Annotated in this window: 23 protein-coding genes and 1 pseudogene; 18 read left to right on the forward strand and 6 right to left on the reverse strand. The window is 45.8% G+C overall.

What is annotated here, in order from left to right; all coding sequences use genetic code 11:
* The first annotated feature begins 238 nt into the window (after positions 1–238).
* The 8 genes from ACFSVM_RS19950 (at position 239) to ACFSVM_RS19985 (ending at position 10,548) form a co-directional block, all read left to right on the forward strand.
* A complete protein-coding gene (locus tag ACFSVM_RS19950) occupies positions 239–1,402 on the forward strand; it encodes a PP2C family protein-serine/threonine phosphatase (RefSeq protein ID WP_379264096.1) in 1,164 nt (387 codons plus the stop codon).
* Between the two features lie 4 nt (positions 1,403–1,406).
* A complete protein-coding gene (locus ACFSVM_RS19955) occupies positions 1,407–5,117 on the forward strand; it encodes a response regulator (protein WP_379264098.1) in 3,711 nt (1,236 codons plus the stop codon).
* Between the two features lie 71 nt (positions 5,118–5,188).
* Positions 5,189–6,061, forward strand: a complete 873-nt coding sequence (locus ACFSVM_RS19960) for a CheR family methyltransferase (protein ID WP_379264100.1) — start codon at positions 5,189–5,191, stop codon at positions 6,059–6,061.
* Between the two features lie 26 nt (positions 6,062–6,087).
* Positions 6,088–7,725 carry a response regulator gene (locus tag ACFSVM_RS19965; RefSeq protein WP_076315415.1) on the forward strand — a complete coding sequence of 546 codons (1,638 nt, stop codon included), beginning with the start codon at positions 6,088–6,090 and terminating at the stop codon, positions 7,723–7,725.
* A 149-nt stretch (positions 7,726–7,874) separates the two neighbouring features.
* On the forward strand, positions 7,875–8,213 hold the full coding sequence (locus ACFSVM_RS19970) for an STAS domain-containing protein (RefSeq protein WP_076315387.1): 339 nt from the start codon (positions 7,875–7,877) through the stop codon (positions 8,211–8,213).
* A 19-nt stretch (positions 8,214–8,232) separates the two neighbouring features.
* Complete coding sequence (gene rsbW / locus ACFSVM_RS19975; RefSeq protein WP_076315388.1) at positions 8,233–8,685, forward strand: anti-sigma B factor RsbW; 453 nt, start codon at positions 8,233–8,235, stop codon at positions 8,683–8,685.
* Positions 8,682–9,455: a sigma-70 family RNA polymerase sigma factor gene (locus ACFSVM_RS19980; protein WP_090727394.1), complete on the forward strand. Its 774-nt coding sequence runs from the start codon at positions 8,682–8,684 to the stop codon at positions 9,453–9,455. The genes rsbW and ACFSVM_RS19980 overlap by 4 nt, the downstream gene beginning before the upstream one ends.
* A gap of 106 nt (positions 9,456–9,561) precedes the next feature.
* A complete protein-coding gene (locus ACFSVM_RS19985) occupies positions 9,562–10,548 on the forward strand; it encodes a magnesium transporter CorA family protein (RefSeq protein WP_076315389.1) in 987 nt (328 codons plus the stop codon).
* Between the two features lie 93 nt (positions 10,549–10,641).
* Here the strand turns inward: ACFSVM_RS19985 and ACFSVM_RS19990 are convergent, their stop codons facing one another.
* From ACFSVM_RS19990 to ACFSVM_RS20005, 4 genes and pseudogenes are all read right to left on the reverse strand, one after another.
* Complete coding sequence (locus tag ACFSVM_RS19990; RefSeq protein WP_256209933.1) at positions 10,642–11,010, reverse strand: DUF5665 domain-containing protein; 369 nt, start codon at positions 11,008–11,010, stop codon at positions 10,642–10,644.
* 183 nt (positions 11,011–11,193) lie between these two features.
* Positions 11,194–11,592, reverse strand: a pseudogene (locus tag ACFSVM_RS19995) (YtxH domain-containing protein); the annotation flags it as partial.
* 85 nt (positions 11,593–11,677) lie between these two features.
* The gene (locus tag ACFSVM_RS20000; RefSeq protein WP_047913748.1) at positions 11,678–11,935 is read right to left on the reverse strand and encodes a GlsB/YeaQ/YmgE family stress response membrane protein; all 258 of its coding nucleotides are present in this window, start codon (positions 11,933–11,935) and stop codon (positions 11,678–11,680) included.
* Between the two features lie 106 nt (positions 11,936–12,041).
* The gene (locus ACFSVM_RS20005; RefSeq protein ID WP_076315392.1) at positions 12,042–12,698 is read right to left on the reverse strand and encodes a phosphatase PAP2 family protein; all 657 of its coding nucleotides are present in this window, start codon (positions 12,696–12,698) and stop codon (positions 12,042–12,044) included.
* A gap of 203 nt (positions 12,699–12,901) precedes the next feature.
* On the opposite strand from ACFSVM_RS20005, the gene ACFSVM_RS20010 reads away from it, so the two are divergent.
* Positions 12,902–13,906 (forward strand): asparaginase, encoded by a 1,005-nt coding sequence (locus ACFSVM_RS20010; protein WP_076315393.1) that lies wholly within the window; start codon positions 12,902–12,904, stop codon positions 13,904–13,906.
* Positions 13,907–13,976: 70 nt separating this feature from the next.
* Here ACFSVM_RS20010 and ACFSVM_RS20015 read toward each other — a convergent pair whose 3' ends face one another.
* The gene (locus tag ACFSVM_RS20015; protein WP_076315394.1) at positions 13,977–14,198 is read right to left on the reverse strand and encodes a DUF1128 domain-containing protein; all 222 of its coding nucleotides are present in this window, start codon (positions 14,196–14,198) and stop codon (positions 13,977–13,979) included.
* 94 nt (positions 14,199–14,292) lie between these two features.
* Between ACFSVM_RS20015 and yyaC the strand changes: the two genes are divergently transcribed.
* From yyaC to ACFSVM_RS20040, 5 genes are all read left to right on the forward strand, one after another.
* Positions 14,293–14,892: a spore protease YyaC gene (gene yyaC / locus ACFSVM_RS20020; RefSeq protein ID WP_256209932.1), complete on the forward strand. Its 600-nt coding sequence runs from the start codon at positions 14,293–14,295 to the stop codon at positions 14,890–14,892.
* Positions 14,893–14,911: 19 nt separating this feature from the next.
* Entirely contained in the window at positions 14,912–15,703 is a 792-nt protein-coding gene (locus ACFSVM_RS20025; RefSeq protein WP_076315395.1) for an alpha/beta fold hydrolase, read from the forward strand.
* A 250-nt stretch (positions 15,704–15,953) separates the two neighbouring features.
* Positions 15,954–16,595, forward strand: a complete 642-nt coding sequence (locus ACFSVM_RS20030; RefSeq protein ID WP_090727389.1) for a DUF6483 family protein — start codon at positions 15,954–15,956, stop codon at positions 16,593–16,595.
* Positions 16,596–16,701: 106 nt separating this feature from the next.
* On the forward strand, positions 16,702–17,886 hold the full coding sequence (locus ACFSVM_RS20035) for a class I SAM-dependent methyltransferase (RefSeq protein WP_379264107.1): 1,185 nt from the start codon (positions 16,702–16,704) through the stop codon (positions 17,884–17,886).
* Between the two features lie 148 nt (positions 17,887–18,034).
* A complete protein-coding gene (locus tag ACFSVM_RS20040; RefSeq protein ID WP_090727386.1) occupies positions 18,035–19,465 on the forward strand; it encodes an O-antigen ligase family protein in 1,431 nt (476 codons plus the stop codon).
* Between the two features lie 170 nt (positions 19,466–19,635).
* On the opposite strand, the gene ACFSVM_RS20045 is transcribed toward ACFSVM_RS20040, so the two are convergent.
* A complete protein-coding gene (locus tag ACFSVM_RS20045) occupies positions 19,636–19,977 on the reverse strand; it encodes a hypothetical protein (RefSeq protein WP_047913756.1) in 342 nt (113 codons plus the stop codon).
* A gap of 305 nt (positions 19,978–20,282) precedes the next feature.
* On the opposite strand from ACFSVM_RS20045, the gene ACFSVM_RS20050 reads away from it, so the two are divergent.
* The 4 genes from ACFSVM_RS20050 to gatC all read left to right on the forward strand — a co-directional run bounded on the left by ACFSVM_RS20050 (position 20,283) and on the right by gatC (position 22,567).
* A complete protein-coding gene (locus tag ACFSVM_RS20050; RefSeq protein ID WP_076315399.1) occupies positions 20,283–20,849 on the forward strand; it encodes a thioredoxin family protein in 567 nt (188 codons plus the stop codon).
* Between the two features lies 1 nt (position 20,850).
* On the forward strand, positions 20,851–21,486 hold the full coding sequence (locus tag ACFSVM_RS20055; RefSeq protein WP_090727384.1) for an MBL fold metallo-hydrolase: 636 nt from the start codon (positions 20,851–20,853) through the stop codon (positions 21,484–21,486).
* Between the two features lie 240 nt (positions 21,487–21,726).
* Positions 21,727–22,113, forward strand: a complete 387-nt coding sequence (locus ACFSVM_RS20060; protein ID WP_076315401.1) for an ATPase — start codon at positions 21,727–21,729, stop codon at positions 22,111–22,113.
* Positions 22,114–22,279: 166 nt separating this feature from the next.
* Complete coding sequence (gene gatC / locus ACFSVM_RS20065; RefSeq protein WP_076315402.1) at positions 22,280–22,567, forward strand: Asp-tRNA(Asn)/Glu-tRNA(Gln) amidotransferase subunit GatC; 288 nt, start codon at positions 22,280–22,282, stop codon at positions 22,565–22,567.
* The last annotated feature ends 11 nt before the right edge of the window (positions 22,568–22,578 follow it).

A 22,578-nucleotide genomic window follows, 5' to 3' on the forward strand; every position in this document is an offset into this window, starting at 1 on the left:
TAAAAAGTCCCATTCCTTCTGTGCGTTCAATAGGGAAATCTATGAAAAATTGGTGAAGAAGCTGAAAATAACAACCTTATAAGGAGTGCGTTATTTTATAATAAGAGGGATGCCATCAGGGGTGTAAGCCTATTAACTTTTATTGGGACTGCTCTGAGTTATGAATCGGTGTATAATCATTGTTAGTGGAATTTGCAGCACTAATAGTGCATTTGGCTTCTGATAGAAGGAGAGAGCTATGAAAATATTAATTGTTGATGATAATCCTACCAATGTCATTATTATTCGTGAAATCTTAAAGAAAGAAAATTATCGAGATATTATCACGGCAAGCTCCGCTTTTGAAATGTTTGATGTGCTTGGCATTAAGCTGGGCGCCGATGTCAGTGCAGATGAGCCTGAGGCGTCTGATATAGACCTTATTCTGCTGGATATGATGATGCCGGAGATGGATGGAATTGAGGCCTGTGGTGTCGTTCAGAACTATCCGCACCTCAAAGATATTCCTATTATTATGGTGACAGCTGTAGGGGATTCCAAGAAACTGGCAGAAGCGCTTGATGTCGGTGCAATGGACTATGTGACCAAGCCTATTAATAAAGTTGAGCTGATGGCTCGTATTCGTCTCGCCCTTCGGTTGAAGCAGGAGAAGGATTGGAGAAAAGAAAGAGATAAGCGTATTCAAGACGAGCTCAAACTGGCGGGCTTGGTACAAAATGCGGTGTTAAGCCCGGCTATAAAGGATCCTCATTTTCACGTTCATGCCTTATACCAGCCTTCTGCAGAACTGGCTGGGGATTTATACGCTTGGTATCCGCTTGGCAAAGGAAGATACGGCGTGATCCTGCTTGATATGATGGGGCATGGCATTTCTTCTTCTTTATTCTGCATGTTTATCGCATCCGTATTAAAGGATGCAGTTACTACTTATGTTCAGCCTGACCGGGTTGTCCAAGAGCTGAATCGTAGATTCAATCAGCTGTACCTGGAGGAACAGCTGGTTCAATACTATTTTACAGCCATTTATCTTGTGGTAGACACAAATGAAAAGCGTATTGATTATGTAAATGCCGGCCATCCGCCTGCCCTGCTGTTTGAGGATGATGGAACCGTGCATGCACTTGATGTGGTTACACATCCGGTAGGACTGTTTGAACAAATGGATGCGAAGATAGAAACGATATATTACAAAGGCGATAGTCATATCGCGATGTTTACAGACGGATTGCTGGAAGTATATGAAGGTGAGACAGAAGAGCAGCTCACTTATCTGATGCAGAATTTTTCTGGAGATCATACTTGGAATGAGACGGAAATGCGCCGGATTTTTCTGAATGGCAGCGCTCCGAAGGAACATGAAGATGATATTTGCTTGGTATGGATTACTTTAAAAGGAGAATGACAGTATGAAGATACGCACTCGACTGCTTATAGGCTTCAGTGCATTAATGGCAATATTACTTGTTCTAACCATTGTCAGTTTTAACACAACCAGCTCCATGCGAACGGAAATCGATGAACTGTACAATGACCGTTATATGAAGACCCGATATACTTCTGGAGTGCGTGCAGATGTAAATAATATGGCTACCCAGATTGCGACAGCCATAACGAATCCGAATTCGAACTCAACAGAAGTGCTCACTCAAAGGATCGAGGAACTTAAGTCAAATGCTGTGACACAGCTTGGAGAGGTTTCCGAGCGAGCCACTGAGGCTGAAGAACGCCGTCTGGTTGACCAGGTTGTCGTCAATCTAAGAGAATATACGAGCTATACGGATCGTCTTCTGGCTTTGCTGGAATCAGGAGAATATGCGGCGGCTACCAACCTTCGGACAAACACGGGAACGGTTGCCCAGCAAGAAGTATTGGATATATTAACCGAGCTCAACAATTACCAGGATCTATTAATTGATGATCAGATCCAGGAGGCTAATAACGAGATGAACCGGTCTATCCAGTGGCTTACTGTGCTGCTGGTTACCGGCTTGCTTGTCGCCTTAGGGGTTATATTATGGGTGATTCCAAGTATAACCAAGGGCCTGAATACAGTTTCAATGATGATCCAGAGCTTCGGCAAGGGAAGATTTCGGACAATCAAGCGGATCCAGGTCAAGTCCAAGGACGAAATTGGACAGATTGCGCATGTGTTTAAAGATATAGCCAAAGATTTAGAAGAGAAACAGCGGATTGAACAGGATTACCTGAGAGCTCAAGAGGATCAGAGCTGGTTAAATGCCAATATGGCCCGAATTACGGAAATGCTGCGCGGTATTAATTCAACTCATGAAGTGGCACAGCTGTTCATTAATGAATTTGCACCTATTTTGACGGCAAAATACGGAGCTGTATACCTTCATGACGAGAATAAGCATCCTGAGGAGCTCAGACGCTACGGAGCGTATGCTTTTGACGACAGCAATACAGAATGCAGCCGCTCTTTTAAGATAGGGGAAGGCTTAATTGGTCAGTGCGCGCTTGATAAAAAAGTGATTGAACTGACTGAAGCACCGGAGGGGTATTTGTCCATTGGATCGAGTCTTGGCTCTGCCAAGCCGGCCAGCATATTGATCCAGCCTGTACTATTCGAAGATGAAGTACTAGGTGTAGTCGAAATTGCTTCCTTTGAAGCTTTCTCAAGTCTGCAAAAGGCTTTGTTTGATCAGCTCGTTAACAATATGGGTATCATTATTAACAATATTAATAGACGTATGCGTGTGGAAGAGCTGCTTCGTGAGTCTCAGACATTGACAGAGGAACTTCAAGTGCAATCTGAAGAACTGCAGACCCAGCAGGAGGAGCTTCGTCGTTCGAATGAGAACCTCGGTGAGCAGGCAGAGGAGCTTAAGCGCTCTGAAGAGCTCCTTCAACGCCAGCAGGAAGAGCTGGAGCATTTCAACACCGAATTGCTTGCGAAGACGAGAGCTCTCGAAGAGCAAGTACAGCAGGTGGAAGAGAAAAATGAACAGATTGAAGAGACGAAGCGGCAGCTGGAGCAGCAAGCCATGCAGCTCTCGATCACTTCCAAATATAAATCCGAGTTCTTGGCGAATATGTCTCATGAGCTTCGGACTCCGCTGAACAGCTTGCTTATTCTGTCGCAGCTTCTCACGGAGAACAAAGAAGGGAATCTATCGGATAAACAGAAGGAATATGCACAAACCATCTATATGTCCGGTGCGGACCTCTTGAAGATGATCGATGAAATTCTGGACCTGTCAAAAGTCGAGTCTGGAAAGATGGATATTAATCATGAAAAAGTCAGCCTGCAGGATCTGCGCAATTTCGTTCAGCAGAACTTTGCACCGGTTGCACTTAGCAAGGATTTGAAGCTGGCATTTGAAGTCAAAGATGAGCTGCCAGAGAGCTTCATAACGGATGGACATCGGGTGAAGCAAGTACTGCGGAACCTCTTATCCAATGCGTTCAAATTTACTTCAGAGGGCTCGATTACGGTCAGCATGAGACAAGCGGACGATTCAGAGCTGCCTCATTATATTGATATGGATGTACCTTTCCTGGCTATTTCAGTGAATGATACAGGCATTGGCATCGCTCCGGACAAAAAAGATCTGATCTTTGAAGCCTTCCAGCAGGTGGATGGAACGACCAGCCGCAAATATGGAGGGACCGGTCTTGGACTGTCCATCAGTCGTGAGCTGGCTCGTCTCCTTGGCGGGGAGATTATGCTGGATTCTACAGAAGGCAAGGGCAGCACATTTACTCTGTATCTCCCTCTGCTTACAGATGCTAAGCTGGGAGAGCAGCGGGAGCTTCCGGTTGAACAAGGCGAGGCTGCAGCTGCACAAGAATCCAGAGGTCGTTACCTGCCGCAAGGAAGATCCGTGCTGAATGCTGTGCAGAGTGAGGCCATATCACAGATCGCATCCTCAACGACAGTAATTAATAACATCAAGGATGATCGGGATACGATTAAAGAAGGCGATCGGGTGATGCTGATCATTGAGGATGATCCGAAATTTGCGAATATTCTGATGGATATGACGCGTGCCCGCGGATTTAAGGCGTTGGTTGCTCTGCAGGGTGATGTAGGACTGGATACAGCGAAGGAGTATATCCCCGATGCAATTATTCTTGATATTCAGCTTCCGGTCATGGATGGATGGGCTGTGCTTAACGAACTCAAGGCGAACTTGTCGACCCGTCATATCCCGGTACATGTCATTTCGGTTATTGATGACATCAAGCAAGGCTTGATGATGGGGGCTATCGCTTATCTGAAGAAACCGTCTACTCGAGAAGCGCTGGATAACGCTTTTTCACACATTGAATCCTATATTGATAAATCATTGAAGCGACTACTCATTGTAGAAGATGATGCCATTCAGAGAAATGCCATTATAGAGCTTATAGATCATGATGATGTAGCAATAACTGCGGTGTCTACAGGTAGAGAAGCGCTGGATGAACTAAGGAATGTGAAGTATGACTGTATGGTTCTTGACCTAATGCTCACCGATATGACGGGATTTGAACTTCTTGATCAAGTAAGGGATAATGCAAGCCTGAATGATCTTCCGATTATTATTTATACAGGCAAGGAGCTCGACAGCAAAGAGGAACTGGAGCTTCGCAAGTATGCGGAATCCATCATTATTAAGGACGTCAAATCGCCAGAACGTTTGCTGGATGAGACAACCTTGTTCCTGCATCGGGTAGAAGCCAATCTTCCTGAAGATAAGAGACAGATTCTGCAAAATCTGTACAACAAGGAAACTTTATTTGAAGGTAAACGAATATTGCTCGTAGATGACGATATCCGAAATGTATTTGCTCTATCCAGCGTTCTTGAAGGGTATCGAATGGAAGTCACATTTGCCGAGAATGGCAGAGAAGCACTTGAAATTCTCGAGCGTGATCAAGGATATGATCTGGTGTTGATGGACATGATGATGCCGGAGATGGATGGTTACGAGGCAATGAGAAGAATTAGAGAAATGCCTGAATTTGATAAGCTGCCGATTATTGCCCTTACAGCCAAAGCGATGAAGGATGATCGCAGCAAATGTATAGAAGCGGGTGCTTCTGATTATGTGAAAAAACCGATTCAAACCGATCAATTATTATCTCTAATGAGGGTTTGGCTGTATTCATAATCTGTATTCGTGGGTAAGTATGTTAGAATACACCCAATTTGATCGAAATTTAGTAAGGAAGTGGGAAGGTAATGACATCCTGGGATGAAACACACAGAGAAGTTTCGGCGGACGACAAGCCGATCATTAAGGAACGCGAGCAAATTGAAATTGAATTGTTAATGGAAGGAATACACAGCTATTATGGATATGACTTCCGAAATTATGCACTCCCTTCCCTGACACGGAGAATTCTTCATCATGTGAATGCGGAGCGTTTGAAATCTATATCGGAGCTGCAGCATCAGGTGCTCCACAACCGGGAAGCATTCAAACGTTTAGTGCAAAGCTTGTCTATTCCTGTAACTGAAATGTTTCGTGATCCCAGTTTGTTCAAGACGTTCCGCGAGAAAGTAATACCCGTATTAAGGACGTATCCTTATATCCGAATATGGCACGCTGGCTGTTCGACGGAGGAGGAAGTCTATTCGATGGCTATCTTGCTGCATGAGGAGGGGTTATATGAGAAATCCCGTATTTATGCAACAGATATGAATGAGCGTTCTCTCCAGCAGGCTAAAGAAGGGGTGTACGGCATAGAGAAAATGAAGCTGTATACCAAAAATTATTTGGAGGCCGGCGGTACCGGTGTCTTTTCGGAATATTACACGGCACGCTACAATTCGGTCATGTTCCATCCTTTTTTGAGACGGAATATCATTTTTGCAGAGCATAACCTGGCGACGGATCGTTCTTTTAACGAATTTAACGTTATATTCTGTAGAAATGTCATGATCTATTTCAATGATGAGCTGCGTAATCATGTTCATGGCCTGTTCCATGAGAGTCTGAGCCATTTTGGAATTTTAGTATTAGGAGCGAAGGAATCTATCCACTTTTCAGGCTATAGTGATGATTATGAATCGATGGACCGGGTTGAAAAAATATATCGCAAGGTGAAATAAACGCGGGGGGTTAGGTTGTTATGGTCATGGGGGCTCAAGAACCGATTCATATTCTGCTTGTAGATGACCGCCCTGAGAATTTGCTTGCGCTTGAAGCGGTGCTTGAGAGTGAGCATTATGTTCTCGTAAAGGCGACTTCGGGGGAAGAAGCACTGAGGAGTCTTCTTAAGCATGAATTTGCCGTCATCGTTCTCGATGTCCAGATGCCTGGGCTTGACGGAATAGAGACCGCAAAGTTGATTAAAGCAAGAGACAAAACCAAGGATATTCCCATTATTTTTATATCGGCTAACAGCAAAGAGGCAGAGCATCTATTCGCCGGATATTCAGCGGGTGCGATCGATTATATGGTTAAACCGTTTATTCCACAGATTCTAAAGTCCAAGATTGAAGGATTTGTAGAGATGTATCTGTCGAACAAGCGGCTCAAGACCCAATCCATGCTGCTTCAGCAAAAGACGATGGAGCTGGAGCGGATTAATAAGGAATTGATTGAAGCGAAAGAGGCTGCTGAGATTGCTGCACATGCCAAGACCGAATTTCTGGCTATCATGAGTCATGAGATTCGAACGCCGATGAATGGGGTTATCGGTATGATTGATCTCCTGATGGAGACCGATCTCGCGGAAGAACAACAGGAATACACCCAAATTATTAGAAGCAGTGCAGATGCATTGGTAAGCATCATCAACGATATTTTGGACTTTACCAAAATGGAGTCTGGCAAAATGGAGCTGGAACGACAGCCATTTGACTTATCCAGCTGTATTCAGGAAGTGCTCAATTTGTTCCAGGTTGATGCGTCCAAGAAAAATCTCGAGCTTGTTTATTTCATCGATGAGAAGATACCGCCTGTTCTTTACGGAGATATGACCAGACTTCGCCAAGTTCTGATTAATTTAATCAGCAATGCAGTGAAGTTTACAGAACAAGGAGGAGTGTATATCATCTCTTCGCTTAAACAGGTCGAGAATGGGGTCTATACTCTGGAGTTCACCGTGAAGGATACGGGAATTGGAATTCCGGAGGAGAAGGTGCATCATTTGTTCCAGCCGTTCTCTCAATTGGATTCCTCTATGACTCGAAAATACGGAGGAACAGGCTTAGGCCTGGCTATATGCAAAAACCTGGTTGAGATGATGAATGGTCATATTTACATTGATACAACTGAGGAACGGGGAGCATCCTTTGTATTCACCGTGGAAATGACGCCTTATGATCATCATGGCAAAGAGGAAGAGTGCCGAGAACTTCAAGCGCGTAATCACGCAGAGAAGGATTCCTCGGCAAATGTGCTGGTCGTTGATGATCATCCGATCAATCAAAAGCTGATGGTAAGTATGCTCGGCAAGCTGGGCTTGTCCTCTGATATTGCTGAAGACGGTCAGCAGGCATTAGATATGATACAGAAGTATAAGTATGATCTGATATTTATGGATCTGCAGATGCCTGTGATGGATGGACTCGAAAGTACACGTCGCATTCGTAAAGAGTTGAATGGAATTCATTATCCAACGATTGTTGCGATGACTGCAAATGTGATGGATGGAGTTCAGCAGCGATGTCTTGCTGCCGGAATGGATGATTATATAAGCAAGCCTGTCAAAATGGGCAGTGTAAAACAGAAACTGGCTCAACTCCAAAGGGTCGGAAATGGCGTGTAAACTCTTTTACTTGAATCAATTTCACGATCCCTTTTTAATGATTCATGAGATTGATTCGCTTCTGAAATATTTTCCAAGCACAGATTTGTTTCACTAGATAAATAGGTGGTTAATCATTATAGAAATAATTTTTGGGAGAGAGATGTCTAATGAATACAAATAAAAATGACAAGTTTAAAGCAGAGACAGAAGTCAATAATAGCACTTGTACAGTTTATTTGAGCGGAGAGCTGGACCTCTCCGTTGCTCCAGACTTCAGAAGTACGATGGAGCCCCTTGTGGCAAATACAAATCAAAGCTTGATTGTGAATCTGAAAGATCTGAAATACATTGATAGTACGGGGATCGGAATTTTGTTGTCTATTCTAAAAGCAAGACATGCAAAAGATGCCTCATTCATGGTGGAAGAGGTTCCTGGAAATATACAAAAGCTGTTTGACATGACAGGCATAACTAAATTCTTTGTCCCTCAGGAGAACTCCCAATAGGAAAGGATCGAAGAAAAGAATGAAAGCAGAAGCACAGAGAGTAACTCTTAAGCTGCCAGCTACGGCAGACTTTGTTGATATTGTCAGATTGAATCTGTATGGAATTGCCTCAAAGATGGGGTTCTCCTATGAGGACATAGAGGATATGAAGGTTGCTGTTTCGGAAGCATGCAATAATTCAGTGCTCTATGCCTATGGAGAAGAGAACGGCATTGTTGATGTGTTTTTTGAATTTGATGACGAGGAATTGTCTATTACGGTCAAAGATGAAGGGGAGAGCTTTGAGCGTGTAGAACAAAGAGACGGAATCGCTGCACTTCATGACAAAGATCTAGACGAGGTTCAAATCGGTGGACTCGGATTCTATCTGATGCAGGCTCTGATGGATGATGTCAATGTCGTCACAGAAGAGGGCAAAGGAACAGAAGTCGTCTTGATCAAACGCCTCACTAAGAGTGAGGAAAGGGTATGACCGATCGCTTGACTCCCCAAGAGTCGATGGACGAAGCAGTGGGTTTGATTTGGGAGTATCAACAGACCAAAGATAATGAAATTGCTACCGTTCTGATTAAGAAATACGAGCCTATGGTCAAGATGGCTGCAGGCAAGATTTCTCGAAATAGACCTGACTTATATGAAGACCTGTATCAGACAGGCCAAATGGCTCTCGTTAGGCTGCTCAGTCAGTATGATATTAATCTGGGCATTCCTTTCGAGCCGTATGCGATGAAGAGCATGATTGGCCACATGAAGAATTATTTAAGGGATAAGTCTTGGTACATACAGGTGCCTCGCAGGATCAAGGAAAAAGGCGCGCTTGTGCAGCATGCCATTGATGATCTGACGATTAAACTCGAAAGATCACCGGATGTTAAAGAAATTGCGGAATATCTGGATCTAACGGTGGAAGAGACCGTTGAGGTATTGGCAGGACGTGAGTCCTACCATTACGTATCGCTGGATTCACCGCTGTCTCAAGATGAGAGCACGGCAACGCTTGGTGAACTTATCAGTTCAGAGGCTAATGATTATGATGCCGTTGAGAAACGAATGGATCTTCAGCAGGCACTGGGTCAATTGAAGGAGCAGGAGCAAAAGGTACTGCTGCTTGCATTCCAAGATGGTCAATCCCAGCGAGCCATAGCTCAGAAACTGGGCGTCTCTCAAATGAGTGTCTCCCGTATTCAGAAGCGGGCAACGGAAAAACTCAAACAAATTATGACGCAATCCTCATCATCATAGGATAAATTTTTAAGAGGCATGCCAGCATTTCCTACGGAATGCTGGCATGCCTCTTTGTCGATACAACCATGTATATTGTTAAGAGATGGAATACGGGGGGATATGGATGGATCAGCTGAACTTACAGGAGGTAAGGCTGTATGAGAAGTGGGTCTGGCAGGATTATGAGGTATCTGAATTTGATTGCGAAGAACTGGATAGGCTGAAAGAAGAAGTACCTTCTACAGCAGAATGGCTCAACAAGCTGCCTGAAATCCAGACGAATTACATATCTGTCCGTACCTTTGGCGGCAAGAATGTATTGTTCGGCTCACTGCTCTATTCTATTAAGAAGAACCTGGACGACGAGCAGCATAGCCATCAGTTTTATTTTTATGTGGATGCGACTCATCTAATTACGCTGAATATCGATAAGCATACCCGAGACGCCTTGCTTGCAGACGAGCGAAAGCGAATGTTTGAGGAAGCAGAGGATGCGGTATCGGGTATGTTTATCGTTGCCAGGGCGCTCCTGCATTATTTTCATATAGGTCTGGACAAATTCGAAATCAATTTGCGCAGCCTGGAGGAAAGTATGGAGAAGAGAAATGCCCGGACGCTGATGGATAAAATACTATCTGCCCGCTTTGAGCTTTTATTTTGGAGCAATCAATTTATCGCGTTCCAGGAGCTGCTGCATGCCTCCAATGAAGCTTTTCATTTCCTGAAGATCGAGGAACGAACAACCTATAAACAGCTGACTTACCGGATGAAACGTATGGACAGCTTGTTCCGTCATTATGAGGATGAGATAGATACTTTAATTTCAATTGATAATGCCGCTTCTTCCATTCGCGGCAACGATATAATGAAGACGCTGACGATTGTTACAGCGGTCTTTACTCCGGCGACGGCCGTTGGGGCAATATGGGGTATGAATTTTGAGAATTTGCCTTGGATTAAGACAGAGTGGGGATTTACGGTTGTCACTGCAGCAATATTGATAAGCATGGCAGGTATGTACATTTGGATGTTTATGAAGGGCTGGACAGGAGATATTCTAAAGATCAAGCCTCGTGGTGAGAAGCCTTCAAACACAAAGAACCCGGACTGACGGGCTTATGCAAAATATCATGACAAAAAAGCCTGAATTTTAGCTCCGTAAGCTAAAGTCAGGCTTTTCTACTCTCTCCATTTAACGGGGAACTTATTTTGAAGCATCGATATATCCTTGCAGCTCAGCAATATATTGACCGATGACAGGAAGATTCATATCGACAATCAGACTGAGAACCCAACCGAGGATCGCTAGGACAAGAACCGTACCAACGGACATTCCCAGACCTCTGGCAATACCTGCAGTCAGATTGGCCAAAATCCGCTTTTTGGGGCTGGTATAATTCTCAAGAATATCTTTGAACTCCGCGCTCTCCATTGCTTGAATAATTCCTTCCAGCCGTTGGTTCAAATTCTTCACCTCATGCCGGAGTTCAAAAGGATGTTCGTTAACCTCTTCATTGTTTGCATTGCGCTCAGAGTTGATATTCCGATTGGTTTTCAACTCAACAGAACTCATCAGAAACGCCTCCACTTCTGTAAGAAATTATTAATGCTCGAATGTCTATAAAAATAGCCAGCTGCAAGCAGCTGGCTATAACGAAAGCAACTTCAATGCTTAAGGCAGTTTGGTTGTCGTTGTTGATGAAGTTGAAGGTGTTGAGTAACTACCTTGGGATGTACTGCTACCGTTATTTGACGATGTAGTCGAATTCAGTTCATGTTCTGCTTCGTTCGCAGCCTTAGCTGTCGTTGCCGCAACTTCCTCGGAAGCTTTCATAGCTTCATTTGCCACTTCATCCTTTGCCTGCTTAATGCTTGCTACGACAGAAGTGGTGTTATCGCCTACGGTCTTCGCCAGCTCACTTGTTTTACCAGATACCGTTTTGGCAATTTCAGATGCTTTGCTTCCCACGACGCCTGCTACTTCTTTGGTCTTGTCAGAGACAACAAGCATTTTATCGGATAGATCACCTCTTAAATCACGGCCCGGCTTAGGGGCAAACAACAAGGCTGCTGCTGCGCCAAGAAGTCCACCGATGAATAGGCCTTTAGCGAAGTTATTACCATTGCCCGTATCTTCATTTCTGTAGTCCGTCATGTTTTTAGTATAATCTGTCGCGTTGTGAGTCATGATTGATCACTCCTTCAATTGTAATAATTAACTCTTTTTTACTAATAACCCGTTAAGCTGCTCTTCTAAACAGTTTACCAATAAGTCCTAATATAAAGACGAATATGGCTGTACCGATTATGGCGGGGACCACGGCAAAATCAGCGATGATCGGGCCGAAGTCACCAAACAGCAGCGAACCAATCCATGCGCCGACAAATCCCGCAATCATTGAACCTAGAATTCCGCCGGGCATGTTATGGCCAACGAGAGCATCACCAATGAGTCCAATGATTATCGCCATCACGATACTAATGATGATCCCCCACATAACAATCGCCTCCTATGCTGCTTTAGTGCCTTGCTTACTTCGTATATAAACTATCGACAGTAAGGTTGAAACAAAGGATGCAGGGGCAGACGATATGTACTGTCTTCTATTGAGAAGCTTCCTTCAGCAGGCAATGCATGCAGAAGGCCCATATACCTCCGCATAAGAGGCCTGTCACAACATCTGTCGGATAATGAACGCCGAGATAAATGCGGCTGTACCCGATCAATAGAACGAATAAAGCGCCAAGGACCGCTACAAGAGATCCAGATCCACCTCTATTTTTTATTGTCTGCACGAGCAGGACGAAGATAACGCCGTAGAACCCGGCAGCAATCATAGAATGACCGCTTGGAAAGCTGTATCCGTGGGCGGCCATCAGCTGTTCAAGCTCAGGCCGTTCTCGTCTGAGAAGAATTTTGAGCACATAATTAATGCTCCACATGCTAATGAAGCTGACCGCTACGATATATGTGTTTACATAAAGTTTACGAAAGATCCCATAATAGCTCACAAATGCAAGTGCAACAATGGCAGTGATATTAAAAGAACCAAACTCGGTAATTCCTTTAATAATCGGCAGCAAGGAATAGTACCAGTTGTCTGCGTGAGGAAAAAGATAAAACTGGATATTTTCATCAACCGTTTGAACCTTATCGACTCCAATCAGCATAAATAAGAGTACGATGATGAGAACAAACCCCAAACTGCCGGCTAGTCCAATAGTAGTCCAGTAAAAATTTTTTTTGCTGTTATTCGTCATAAATGTGTAGCTCCTGACTTTTGATTGGATTGGTTGTAAAATAGGCAGATTGATAATGGATACCCGATCGTATGAATTCAGCTGATTTTCTTCTAGTCTATCCATTATCTCTGTCAAAATGGTTTCTTTGTACTATACTGTACTATGGTGTTCGTCTTGGTACAAACCAAGCGGCTAGCAGTCCTTGAGAAGGAGAGAAAAACATGTTAGATGCATTATTATTAACCGAACTTCGGGGTGGTGTAATGGAAAGCGCACACCGCGGTCATATATCGATTGTTAATGAAAAAGGAGAAGTTGTATATTTCGCAGGCGACCCCCATTTTAAGACCTTTACCCGTTCTGCGGCCAAACCACTCCAGGCCATACCGGGCATTAGGGCGGGCATACAAGAGAAATATGGACTCACCTCTGAGGAAATTGCCTTGATGGTCTCCTCCCATCGGTCAGAGGATTTTCACCAGCGTGTATTGATGCAAATGAAAAATAAGATCGGAGTAGATGAGACCGGTTTAGTATGTGCTCCGAGTTATCCGCTCCATGAAGAGAGCAGAACAGAATATATTAAGAAAGAGGGACACAAACGAAAAATTCTTCATAACTGCTCAGGTAAACATATGGGTGTACTTGCCTATACGAAGCTGAAGGGGGCTGACCCCAGTACTTATGCGGATCCGGATCATCCTGTGCAGCAGGAAATCAAAGAAGTGATTTCACAACTTACAGATGTTTCACAGGAGGAGCTGTCTCCTGGAACCGATGGCTGTGGATTTCCGGTCTATGCGCTGCCTATTTCAGGAATGGCGAGAGCCTTTCTTAAGCTGGCTTGTCCGGATTTGATTGCTGATGAATCTACCCGGCAGGCTGCGCAGCTCATCACTGCAGCTATGAATACAGCACCAGAAATGGTGGGAGGAACAGGCAGAGTAGATACGGTTCTGCTTCAAGATTCCAATATTGTTGCCAAGGGCGGATTTCAAGGCGTATTTTGTTTTGCGCTCCGGGAGGAGCGGCTGGGAATCAGCTTTAAGGTTCTCGATGGCTCCGAAGAGGAGTGGGGACTGATTACCGCATCGATCCTTGAGCAAATCGGTTATCGTAATCAGGTAACATTGAACGCGTTAAGGAAACAATTCTCACAGGACATTCGTAATGATGCCGGGACCGTTGTGGGTACCGCACAGCCTGTATTTGTTCTTCAACACTGATTAGAATCATCATCTGTAGGCCAATAACAAATAGCCCCTATTCTGCCATTGGGCAGGTAGGGGCTGTTTGTTATGCGCGAAGCCGGCCCAATTCGGATACGAGCGCTTCTACTTCGGAAATACTGAGATTGCTTTTGGAATTAACGATTTCGTAAATATCCAGGATATCGTCGTACTGAGCTACTGTGAACGCAGATGACTGGAGCGCAGAGGCACTCGCCATTCTTAGTTTAGACTTGATGGCATCAATCATAAACTCGATGTTTTGCTGATTTTTTTGGGATAAATCCATGTTCCGTCCATTCCTTTCGACTTCATTAAAGTTTGTTCGTATTGTATCATGTAAGCATCTAGATAGAAAGATAAAGAGGAGGTTTCGCTAACCCTTGTCCAAATTTACACCGATGACATCCCGGACAACAGCCTCTGGTCACAAAAGAAGTGGAAAAGAAGCACTTGTTTCATTCTTCAAACAGATTGGAGCGCAGCATTCTATAGATAAAATAACCTTTATATGTATCGGAACAGATCGTTCGACAGGTGATGCATTGGGTCCGCTTACCGGAAGCTACTTAGTAGAGTACGGATTTCAGCACGTGATTGGTACGCTGCCAGAACCCTGTGATGCTTCGACATTGAAGCAGATGATTCGTGCCATTCCGGCTGACCATGCAGTTATTGCGATTGATGCTTGTCTGGGTTCTTCAACAGATATTGGCCAGTACCTATGCCTGGAGCGTCCGCTGGTACCTGCTGAATCCGTAAAAGGAGACCTGCCTGCTGTCGGCCATTACAGCATTGCCGGAATTGTTAACGTCAATGGCCCTAAGCCATATTCACTGCTTCAGATGACCTCTCTACATCGGGTGATGAATATGGCACGTGAGCTTGCGGAGGCTGCACATGAGGGATTTCAATTACTAACTGGTTCAGCAGAGTCTGAAATGCTTAATGTATGTAATACTGGATTTCATGATCCATGCTAACAGAAAGAGGGCGAATGTAATGGAAAAAGTACAATTAGGAAATCATGTTATCGCTTATAGAGATCATGGAGAAGGACAACCTGTCGTACTGCTGCACGGTTATTGCGGAAGCTCTGACTACTTTGAAGAGGTATTGCCTCAATTAGTGAAGCAATATCGCTGTATCGTACCGGATCTCAGAGGTCATGGGGAATCGGGAACGCCTAACAACAGCTGCAGCATTAGTGATATGGCAGATGATATCGTGGAGCTGCTCAATCATTTGGGTATTCAGCAGGCGAGCATCTTCGGCCATTCCTTAGGAGGATACCTCACACTATCTATTGCAGACAGATATCCTGATCGGCTTGAAGCCTTTGGCTTAATCCATTCAACGGCTTATCCAGACAGTGACGAGGCCAAAGAAAAGCGTCTCAGAGCGGTGTCTACCATTCAAACGGAAGGTATCCAACCCTTTGTGGATTCCTTGGTTCCTAATCTGTTTGCAGCAGAGCACCAGACGACGATGGTATCCAAGATAGATCGAGTCCGGGAGATTGGTTATCGGACTTCTCCTCAAGGAGCATCCAATACAGCAATCGCCATGAAGGAACGTCCTGACCTGCGGCATGTGCTGGATGAGGCGAGCGTTCCCGTGCTGTTAATAGCGGGAGAACAGGATACCGTTGTGCCGCCGGATCGAACCTTTACTTCAGACAGCCCGAGGGTAACCCAGTCGCTTATCACAGATGCCGGCCATATGAGTATGATTGAGCAGCCGGATGAATTCCTTCGTGCGCTTACCCGCTTTATGAATAATAAGGTAAAGTAAGTGTTGTATCTATATAAATGGTTAGACAGCAGGCTTGGGTAATGTCCAGGCCTGTTTTTTTATAGGTTTGCACAGTTTAGTGGATTCAAAGAGCTGTATATATTACTATCAGCTGGATACAACAAAGTCTGTTGTGTTTGGCTTTTTCCTTATATTCCGGGTACAATTTAAGTGGAGTGCTGGAACGCTCAGGATTCACGGATAAGCCGCTCCGTGCTTCGGACAGACGGCCAAAGGAGAAGAGACGCTGATGTTTAGAAGAGACTATCTCCTCCGCATGGTGGAGGAAATGACGGAAATGATCGGTAAAGTGTTTGAGTTGAAGCAGAAGAAAATGCACATTGATGCCTTATGGGAGCTGGATGAGTGGCTTAAACGCCAGTTCAGGCTTAATTCTCAGCTGCTGAACTCTCTTCCGGTTGAAGATATCATCGATTTGTTCCGTCTTGGTGACGGTGTGGAAGTAGACAAAGTCCAGCAAGTGGCACGAATCATGGAAGAGGAAGGCCGAGTGTACATGGATCAAGGCTTGACTGATCAAGCACTTGTCCGCTGGATGAAAGCTCTGCATTTATATTTATATAGCCTGCTTCATGGGGCAAACAGAGAGATCTTAAGTGCACCTGAACGCGTTGCGGCATTGCAGGAGGAAATTAAAGGGTATGAGCTGCCAGAGAAGACGGAAAGACTAATGGCGTTATATCACGAGAAAGCCGGACGATATGATGAGGCGGAGAACAGCTGGTATCGCTTGAGCAGGCAGGATCAATATGCACAGGAAGCGGCTGAGTTCTACAAGCGTCTGCTGCTGCATGAGGATGCACAGCTTGAACAGGGCGGTCTGCCTCGCACGGAAGTGGAGGAAGGGCTTCGGGAATTGCAGGGCAGATAGTGGGATAGAACGGCCGGCCGCTGGCTTTATAAGACAAGATGCGCTGGACAATGTGTTCTGATATGTTATTGTTACTCAAAGAACAACGTTAACCATAGAAAGTGAGATGTACCCTTTGGATTCATTACGAAAATTAATTGAAGGTATTTTTGAAGAGCAGGGACTGATTACGGCCACACTGAGTCAGCTTCGTAAGAAAGAAGGACAGACCTTCACTAAAGTGCAGGTTAAGCCGGTTCTGCTTAAAAACAAACTCCATTACCAATTTGCATACCACCAGAACAACAAAGTAACTCATGATAATTTGTTCCCGGATGAAGCTTCTGAGCGGATGAAGCAACTATTTGAGGAGACTTTTCGGCAAGGCATTATCTGTACTCCTGAAGCAGACTATCAGATCTTGATCAGCAAGAAGTACAAAGTGTCGATCTTGACCAAAACGCCCTCCAAGCAGGAAGCGGACCTGTCTCATAATCGGAAGAAACGTTATGTGCTAGAGGACGGCAAGCCAATTCCCTTCCTGATTGAGCTCGGCATTATGAGTGATGAAGGGAAGGTGCATGCCCGTAAATATGACAAGTTCAAGCAGATCAATCGCTTCCTTGAAATGGTGGAGGATGTGCTGCCTAATTTGCCGCAGGGACGGCCGATTACGATTGTTGATTTTGGCTGTGGCAAATCGTATCTTACCTTTGCATTATACCATTACTTGGCTGTGCAGCAGCGCAGGAAGCTTCAGGTCGTAGGTCTGGATTTAAAGGCAGACGTCATTGAACATTGCAGCCAAATCGGCAAGAATCTGGGCTATACTGGGCTGAAATTTCTTGTAGGGGACATTGCAGAATACAATGAGCTTGAACAGGTGGATATGGTCGTTACACTTCATGCCTGTGATACAGCAACAGATGCTGCTCTTGAGAAGGCGGTACGCTGGGGTGCATCCGTAATATTGTCTGTTCCATGCTGTCAGCATGAGCTGTTTGCTCAAATGGAGGCAAATGTCATGAATCCTTTATTATCGCACGGGATTCTCAAGGAACGATTTGCTGCCCTTGCAACGGATGCCATTCGTGCCAAGCTGCTTGATATTATGGGCTACCGCACACAGCTGCTGGAATTCATCGATATGGAGCATACACCCAAGAATATTCTGATTCGCGCTGTAAAGGGAAATGCTGGAGATACAGATCAGCTGTGGAATGAGTATACGGCTTATCGTGATTTCTTACATGTCAATCCTTACTTGGAAAGAGCATGCACAGATCTGTTACCGGTAGGAGCAGCAAAGTAAGGGGATCTTGTTTTCTCCAATTTTATCTCACAAACTACCTGCCATATGTTTCAGAAGTCCAGCCCGGAAGGGTTGGGCTTTTTTGGGTTAGGCAATAGTAATAGGAGAACATTTCAACGAATTCTAGTGGAAAAGGGAGCCTCCTTAAATGCAGCATGCTGATCAAATACGAAAGAGCAAATCGGATAATGGGTTAGCCTTTTATGCCTTAGAGTCAATCGGACTACTGGTTACGGCAGCGCTCGTATATGCTTGTCTGCATCAGGGGTTGTTCTTCCCTTCCACCTGGCAATGGATCAGTATCTGGTTCCCGGCCGTGCTGCTCGTGTTGTGGCTGATCACCACCAATAGGGCTTCAAATTCAGCAGAATTAATGTACAACCATACACCGATTGTTTTCATTCCGTTGTTCATCGCTTTGATCTATGTGTGGCACCTGCAGTTTGGGAATCCGGTAAGCGTCAACGGAACAAGAGACAGCCTCATGCCATTTTTTATTATTAGTGTGTTCGCCGCGGGCTGCTGTATTCTTGGACAATCTATAGGAGGAAAAAAGTGGCTTTCAGCAGGCTTTCAGCTGACGGGCTGGCTGATGACGCTAAGCGGATTACTGGCCGTATGCGGTCTGCTTGTCCTTCCTAATGCAGTCATGAGGACGGATGATCCTCTGCTGAGTGCCTATGGTGCCAGACTTGCGGGCTTGGTCGAATACCCTAACGCGTACGGCGTGCTGGTCGGGATGTTCTTCTTGGAGCGGCTGGCTTCAGCCGCTTCGGCATGCTCCAGCTCCCCGGCAGGCGAGCTGAGGAAGGTGGCAGGAACGGCCCTCGGCCTGTTCCCAGCTGCGACCGCGCTCCTCATCAGCGAGTCGCGCGGAGCATGGCTCGCGCTGCTGCTGAGCGCACTCGCGCTGCTCCTGCTTCAGCGGCAAGGCAGGCGCCTGCCGCTGCTCTGTGCGAGTGCGCCGCCGCTCTTATGCGCCGCGCTCGCACATCAAGCCCTTGCCGGCGCAGCACTCGCGCCGGCTCCACTCCCGGGCCTCATGCTGCTGGCCGGGGGTGAGATTGCAGCGCTCGCACTCGCGCTGCTGCTCCATGCACTGCTGGCACGCGGGCACCGCGTGGCTGCCGCGTGCATGGCCCTTGCTGCACTGACAGGTGCAGCAGGGCTGGTGTACCATACTGCCATCAGCAGAATCACCTCCGGCGCAACTTGGTTTGCGAGGGAGGCGATGTGGCGTGATGCAGTGCTATATGGTCTGCGCTCCCCTTGGCTTGGGCATGGCGGGGACGCATGGAAGCATGCGGTATATACGGTCCAATCCACACCGTATATCGGCACAGAAGTGCACAGCGGATATCTGGAGCTATTCCTCGATACCGGTGTGATGGGGCTTATGCTCATGCTGCTCCTATTCGCTTACATCCTGCGCCTGCTGTTACGACATAGTCGGGAGACCATTCCCGTGTGCTTGATTGTCATGCTTCATGGCGCAGTCGATTTCGACTTCAGCTATCCTTTATTTTGGATGCTGCTTGTGTTGATTGCAGCCTGGAAGCTGCCGGTGCAGCGCTTGTAGCCACCAGTAGAACTTCTTGAATCGTTATTTTGCTGCCGGGCGGGTATCTTGTTTATTGAACCTCATTCATACTCAGCAACTTCCGTTTAGCCTGAATTTCCAGTCAATCTGCTGATCACTAGCGGATTGACTGGGAATTGGCGTAGCTCTGCTCAGCCCTATATTATGTTCTACCCCCCGTAAGCGTCTCGGAATGCGCTGGACAGCTTCGCGGCAGGCACGTTCCACAGCTCGGACAGCTCAGGAAGCACCTCGGTGTCCCACCAGTCGCACTGGGCTTTGCGATTATCCTGATGCTCCGTAACCCAGAGCAGGTTTGCGATGACCTTGCGGTAATACAGGTCTTCACCCTGCGATACCAAATCCGGGGCAATATACAGCTTCATCCGTTTTACAGTCCGGTACAGCTCCTTGCTGCAGGCACGTCTTATCTTTCTTGCGGACGGAAGCTTGGGTGCCGGTCCCTTGGAGAACGGGGCTGTCTGCTTGCCGTAGCGGGAATGCTCTTTCATGCTGATCGACCTCCTCTTTAGGTACCATATGCGAAATGGGGAAGGGCGGATACACTTCAGACTATTCTCAGCACAGAGCGTAAGCTACGGATTCCGTAAGACTTTCTCCAAGCCGAAAAATCGGCTATTATTGAATATGGAGGCTGGAATAAGAGACAACGTTGTGATGCAGGATAACAGCTTGATCTGTTTTCCTATCATTCCCACGTTCACTTGTTTGGCAGTTTCTGTTTGTTACGAGCCGAATTAGTTTATATGTAATCAATAATTCAAATCATGCTAATACGGGAAAGGAAGTGCTTCTCATGGCTCCTAATTTATCACACAAGTTTGGTAAAGGATTGTCTCCTCAAGAATTTATAGAGGGTATGACACAGAATAAAGAAGCTTTTCTAGATTGGTATAACCGCTTTGAGTGGACGAATGAAGAAGATAAATCCTTCTTTGACAGCTTAAAATACCGTGATGACCTGCGGGCAGTCATTATCGCTGCAGATTGGTGCGGTGATGTCGTTCGAAATATTCCTGTCGTCCTCCGGGCTTTGGAAGCGACGGATATGCCAGTGGACATGCTGATCATGGAGCACCATCTGGAGATCATGGATCAATTCCTGACTATGGGCGGACGTTCGATTCCAGTCGTTATTTTTACAGACTCGGGCGGTGCTGTTCTGGGAACCTGGGGACCACGTCCTGAGCATGTCCAGGAGGCAATGGTTGCCTTCAAGGAGAATAATCCAGACCGCGAGGCTGCGGATTACCAGAATAATCTGGCAGAGACGCGTCAGGAGATTAAACGACGTTATGGGGAGGGAACGGAATATCAGGCAGTCATCATCAAGGAGCTGCATGAGTTGATATCCGGTTTTTAAAATGCTGAACATACGTACTTTCAGTCTAGGTCCCCTGCAAACCAATGCCTATTTGGTGCAGGGAGAAGACAGCGGCAAGGCTTTTATCATTGACCCGGGGATGAACCCGGCTTCTCTGATCCGCGCAATTGAAGATTTGGAGATTGAGGCTATTCTATTGACCCATGCTCATTTTGACCATATTGGCGGTGTCGAAGAGATTCGGAAGCTGAAAGGCTGCCCTGTATATGTGCATACCGCTGAGGCCGAATGGCTTACGTCGGCAAAGTGGAACGGTTCACTGCGCTGGCCGGAGCTTGGTGGAGAGATTACGGCGAGTCCGGCGGAATATGATCTTGCAGCGGGTATGAAGCTGGACCTTGTAGGACAGACCTTTCACGTGTATCATACACCTGGGCATTCACCAGGAAGCGTCAGTCTCTTATGCGGTAAGGATCTGTTTGCTGGTGATGTTCTGTTCAGAGCGGGCGTAGGAAGAACCGATCTGCCAGGTGGAAGTGAGCGAGAGCTGATCCACTCCATCCAGAATACACTTTATACATTGGAAGATGATGTTAAGGTATATCCAGGCCACGGTCCAAGGACGACGATTGGTTTTGAGAAACAAAATAATCCTTATGTTCGACCTGGGCGTTAATTTAAATATTATGTCGATAAATGCTTCGAAATATATAGACAAATTTTTTATAATTGGTTACAATTATTTTTATTGAAACACCCACTAACTTTGCAAAGCACGCAGACTGCGGACGAGTCCCGGTTTGCGTTCTTTTTATTTTGTGTGTAATAACAAGTGCTATAGGAGCCCATTCTTTCCATAGACAGCATTCTTTATTTTTAGTAGACTAGACAGACAATAACAATCAGGAGGTAGACGATGCTACAATTAGGGGAGAAAATTATCATCGTCGCGGACGCCTTTGAGCAGAATCTTCCTGTAGGGGAATATGGTTATGTGATTGCATATGACCGGAACCCGGATAACGCTTTTGACTATGTGATTCGTGTACCTCAGGTTAACCGCAATTATTTCGTACCTACCGGCGATGTCGAGCCGGAGGTTTTGATCTTGAGGCAGGAGGCGGAGCGAGTCGAGCGGGAAGCTCTGATTGACTACGCTCTGGCGACACATAACGAAAGCCTGTTTCGTCAGCTTATGAATGGCGACAAAGTGGAACTCGTGGAAGAAGAGGAAGAGGCCGCAAGCGAACCGATGTCAACAGCAGATTTTATTAAACAAGTCAATCTTCGTGCGTGGATTTAAATGATAGGGTCGGCATTTGCCGGCTCTTTTTTGTATTCTTGGATTTGATACGCGTATTGGGTATAATCGGGTAACACTTGGATTTTCATTTGATTCACCGCATGGACGTGTTAAAATGGACACAATATGAATAGTATAGGTATTTTTAGAAGGAGGATTTGAAGGCATGAGTATTACGAAGCAAGATGTGCAGCATGTGGCCAAGCTGGCCCGTCTTAATCTCAGCGAGACAGAAGAAGCGCAGATGACGGAGCAGCTGAATGCCATTTTACAATATGCAGAGAAGCTGAACGAGCTTGATACAGAAGGTGTGGAACCAACTACGCACGTGCTTCATGTATCGAATGTAATGCGTGAAGATGAGGTTCGGGAGAGCCTGCCGATTGAAAAAGTAATGCTGAACGCGCCTGATGAGGAAGATGGCCAGATCAGAGTGCCGGCTGTACTTGAATAAGCTATTTTTTA

The sequence above is a fragment of the Paenibacillus shunpengii genome (assembly GCF_042684905.1).
Classification (GTDB): Bacteria; Bacillota; Bacilli; order Paenibacillales; family Paenibacillaceae; genus Paenibacillus; species Paenibacillus shunpengii.

Excerpts from the sequence above, each read along its gene's own strand:
- ACFSVM_RS19950 (WP_379264096.1), top strand. The coding sequence starts at position 239 with ATGAAAATATTAATTGTTGATGATAATCCTACCAATGTCATTATTATT.
- ACFSVM_RS19955 (WP_379264098.1), top strand. The coding sequence starts at position 1,407 with ATGAAGATACGCACTCGACTGCTTATAGGCTTCAGTGCATTAATGGCA.
- ACFSVM_RS19960 (WP_379264100.1), top strand. The coding sequence starts at position 5,189 with ATGACATCCTGGGATGAAACACACAGAGAAGTTTCGGCGGACGACAAG.
- ACFSVM_RS19965 (WP_076315415.1), top strand. The coding sequence starts at position 6,088 with ATGGGGGCTCAAGAACCGATTCATATTCTGCTTGTAGATGACCGCCCT.
- ACFSVM_RS19970 (WP_076315387.1), top strand. The coding sequence starts at position 7,875 with ATGAATACAAATAAAAATGACAAGTTTAAAGCAGAGACAGAAGTCAAT.
- rsbW (WP_076315388.1), top strand. The coding sequence starts at position 8,233 with ATGAAAGCAGAAGCACAGAGAGTAACTCTTAAGCTGCCAGCTACGGCA.
- ACFSVM_RS19980 (WP_090727394.1), top strand. The coding sequence starts at position 8,682 with ATGACCGATCGCTTGACTCCCCAAGAGTCGATGGACGAAGCAGTGGGT.
- ACFSVM_RS19985 (WP_076315389.1), top strand. The coding sequence starts at position 9,562 with ATGGATCAGCTGAACTTACAGGAGGTAAGGCTGTATGAGAAGTGGGTC.
- ACFSVM_RS19990 (WP_256209933.1), bottom strand. The coding sequence starts at position 11,010 with ATGAGTTCTGTTGAGTTGAAAACCAATCGGAATATCAACTCTGAGCGC.
- ACFSVM_RS20000 (WP_047913748.1), bottom strand. The coding sequence starts at position 11,935 with ATGTGGGGGATCATCATTAGTATCGTGATGGCGATAATCATTGGACTC.
- ACFSVM_RS20005 (WP_076315392.1), bottom strand. The coding sequence starts at position 12,698 with ATGACGAATAACAGCAAAAAAAATTTTTACTGGACTACTATTGGACTA.
- ACFSVM_RS20010 (WP_076315393.1), top strand. The coding sequence starts at position 12,902 with ATGTTAGATGCATTATTATTAACCGAACTTCGGGGTGGTGTAATGGAA.
- ACFSVM_RS20015 (WP_076315394.1), bottom strand. The coding sequence starts at position 14,198 with ATGGATTTATCCCAAAAAAATCAGCAAAACATCGAGTTTATGATTGAT.
- ACFSVM_RS20025 (WP_076315395.1), top strand. The coding sequence starts at position 14,912 with ATGGAAAAAGTACAATTAGGAAATCATGTTATCGCTTATAGAGATCAT.
- ACFSVM_RS20030 (WP_090727389.1), top strand. The coding sequence starts at position 15,954 with ATGTTTAGAAGAGACTATCTCCTCCGCATGGTGGAGGAAATGACGGAA.
- ACFSVM_RS20035 (WP_379264107.1), top strand. The coding sequence starts at position 16,702 with ATGTACCCTTTGGATTCATTACGAAAATTAATTGAAGGTATTTTTGAA.
- ACFSVM_RS20040 (WP_090727386.1), top strand. The coding sequence starts at position 18,035 with ATGCAGCATGCTGATCAAATACGAAAGAGCAAATCGGATAATGGGTTA.
- ACFSVM_RS20045 (WP_047913756.1), bottom strand. The coding sequence starts at position 19,977 with ATGAAAGAGCATTCCCGCTACGGCAAGCAGACAGCCCCGTTCTCCAAG.
- ACFSVM_RS20050 (WP_076315399.1), top strand. The coding sequence starts at position 20,283 with ATGGCTCCTAATTTATCACACAAGTTTGGTAAAGGATTGTCTCCTCAA.
- ACFSVM_RS20055 (WP_090727384.1), top strand. The coding sequence starts at position 20,851 with ATGCTGAACATACGTACTTTCAGTCTAGGTCCCCTGCAAACCAATGCC.
- ACFSVM_RS20060 (WP_076315401.1), top strand. The coding sequence starts at position 21,727 with ATGCTACAATTAGGGGAGAAAATTATCATCGTCGCGGACGCCTTTGAG.
- gatC (WP_076315402.1), top strand. The coding sequence starts at position 22,280 with ATGAGTATTACGAAGCAAGATGTGCAGCATGTGGCCAAGCTGGCCCGT.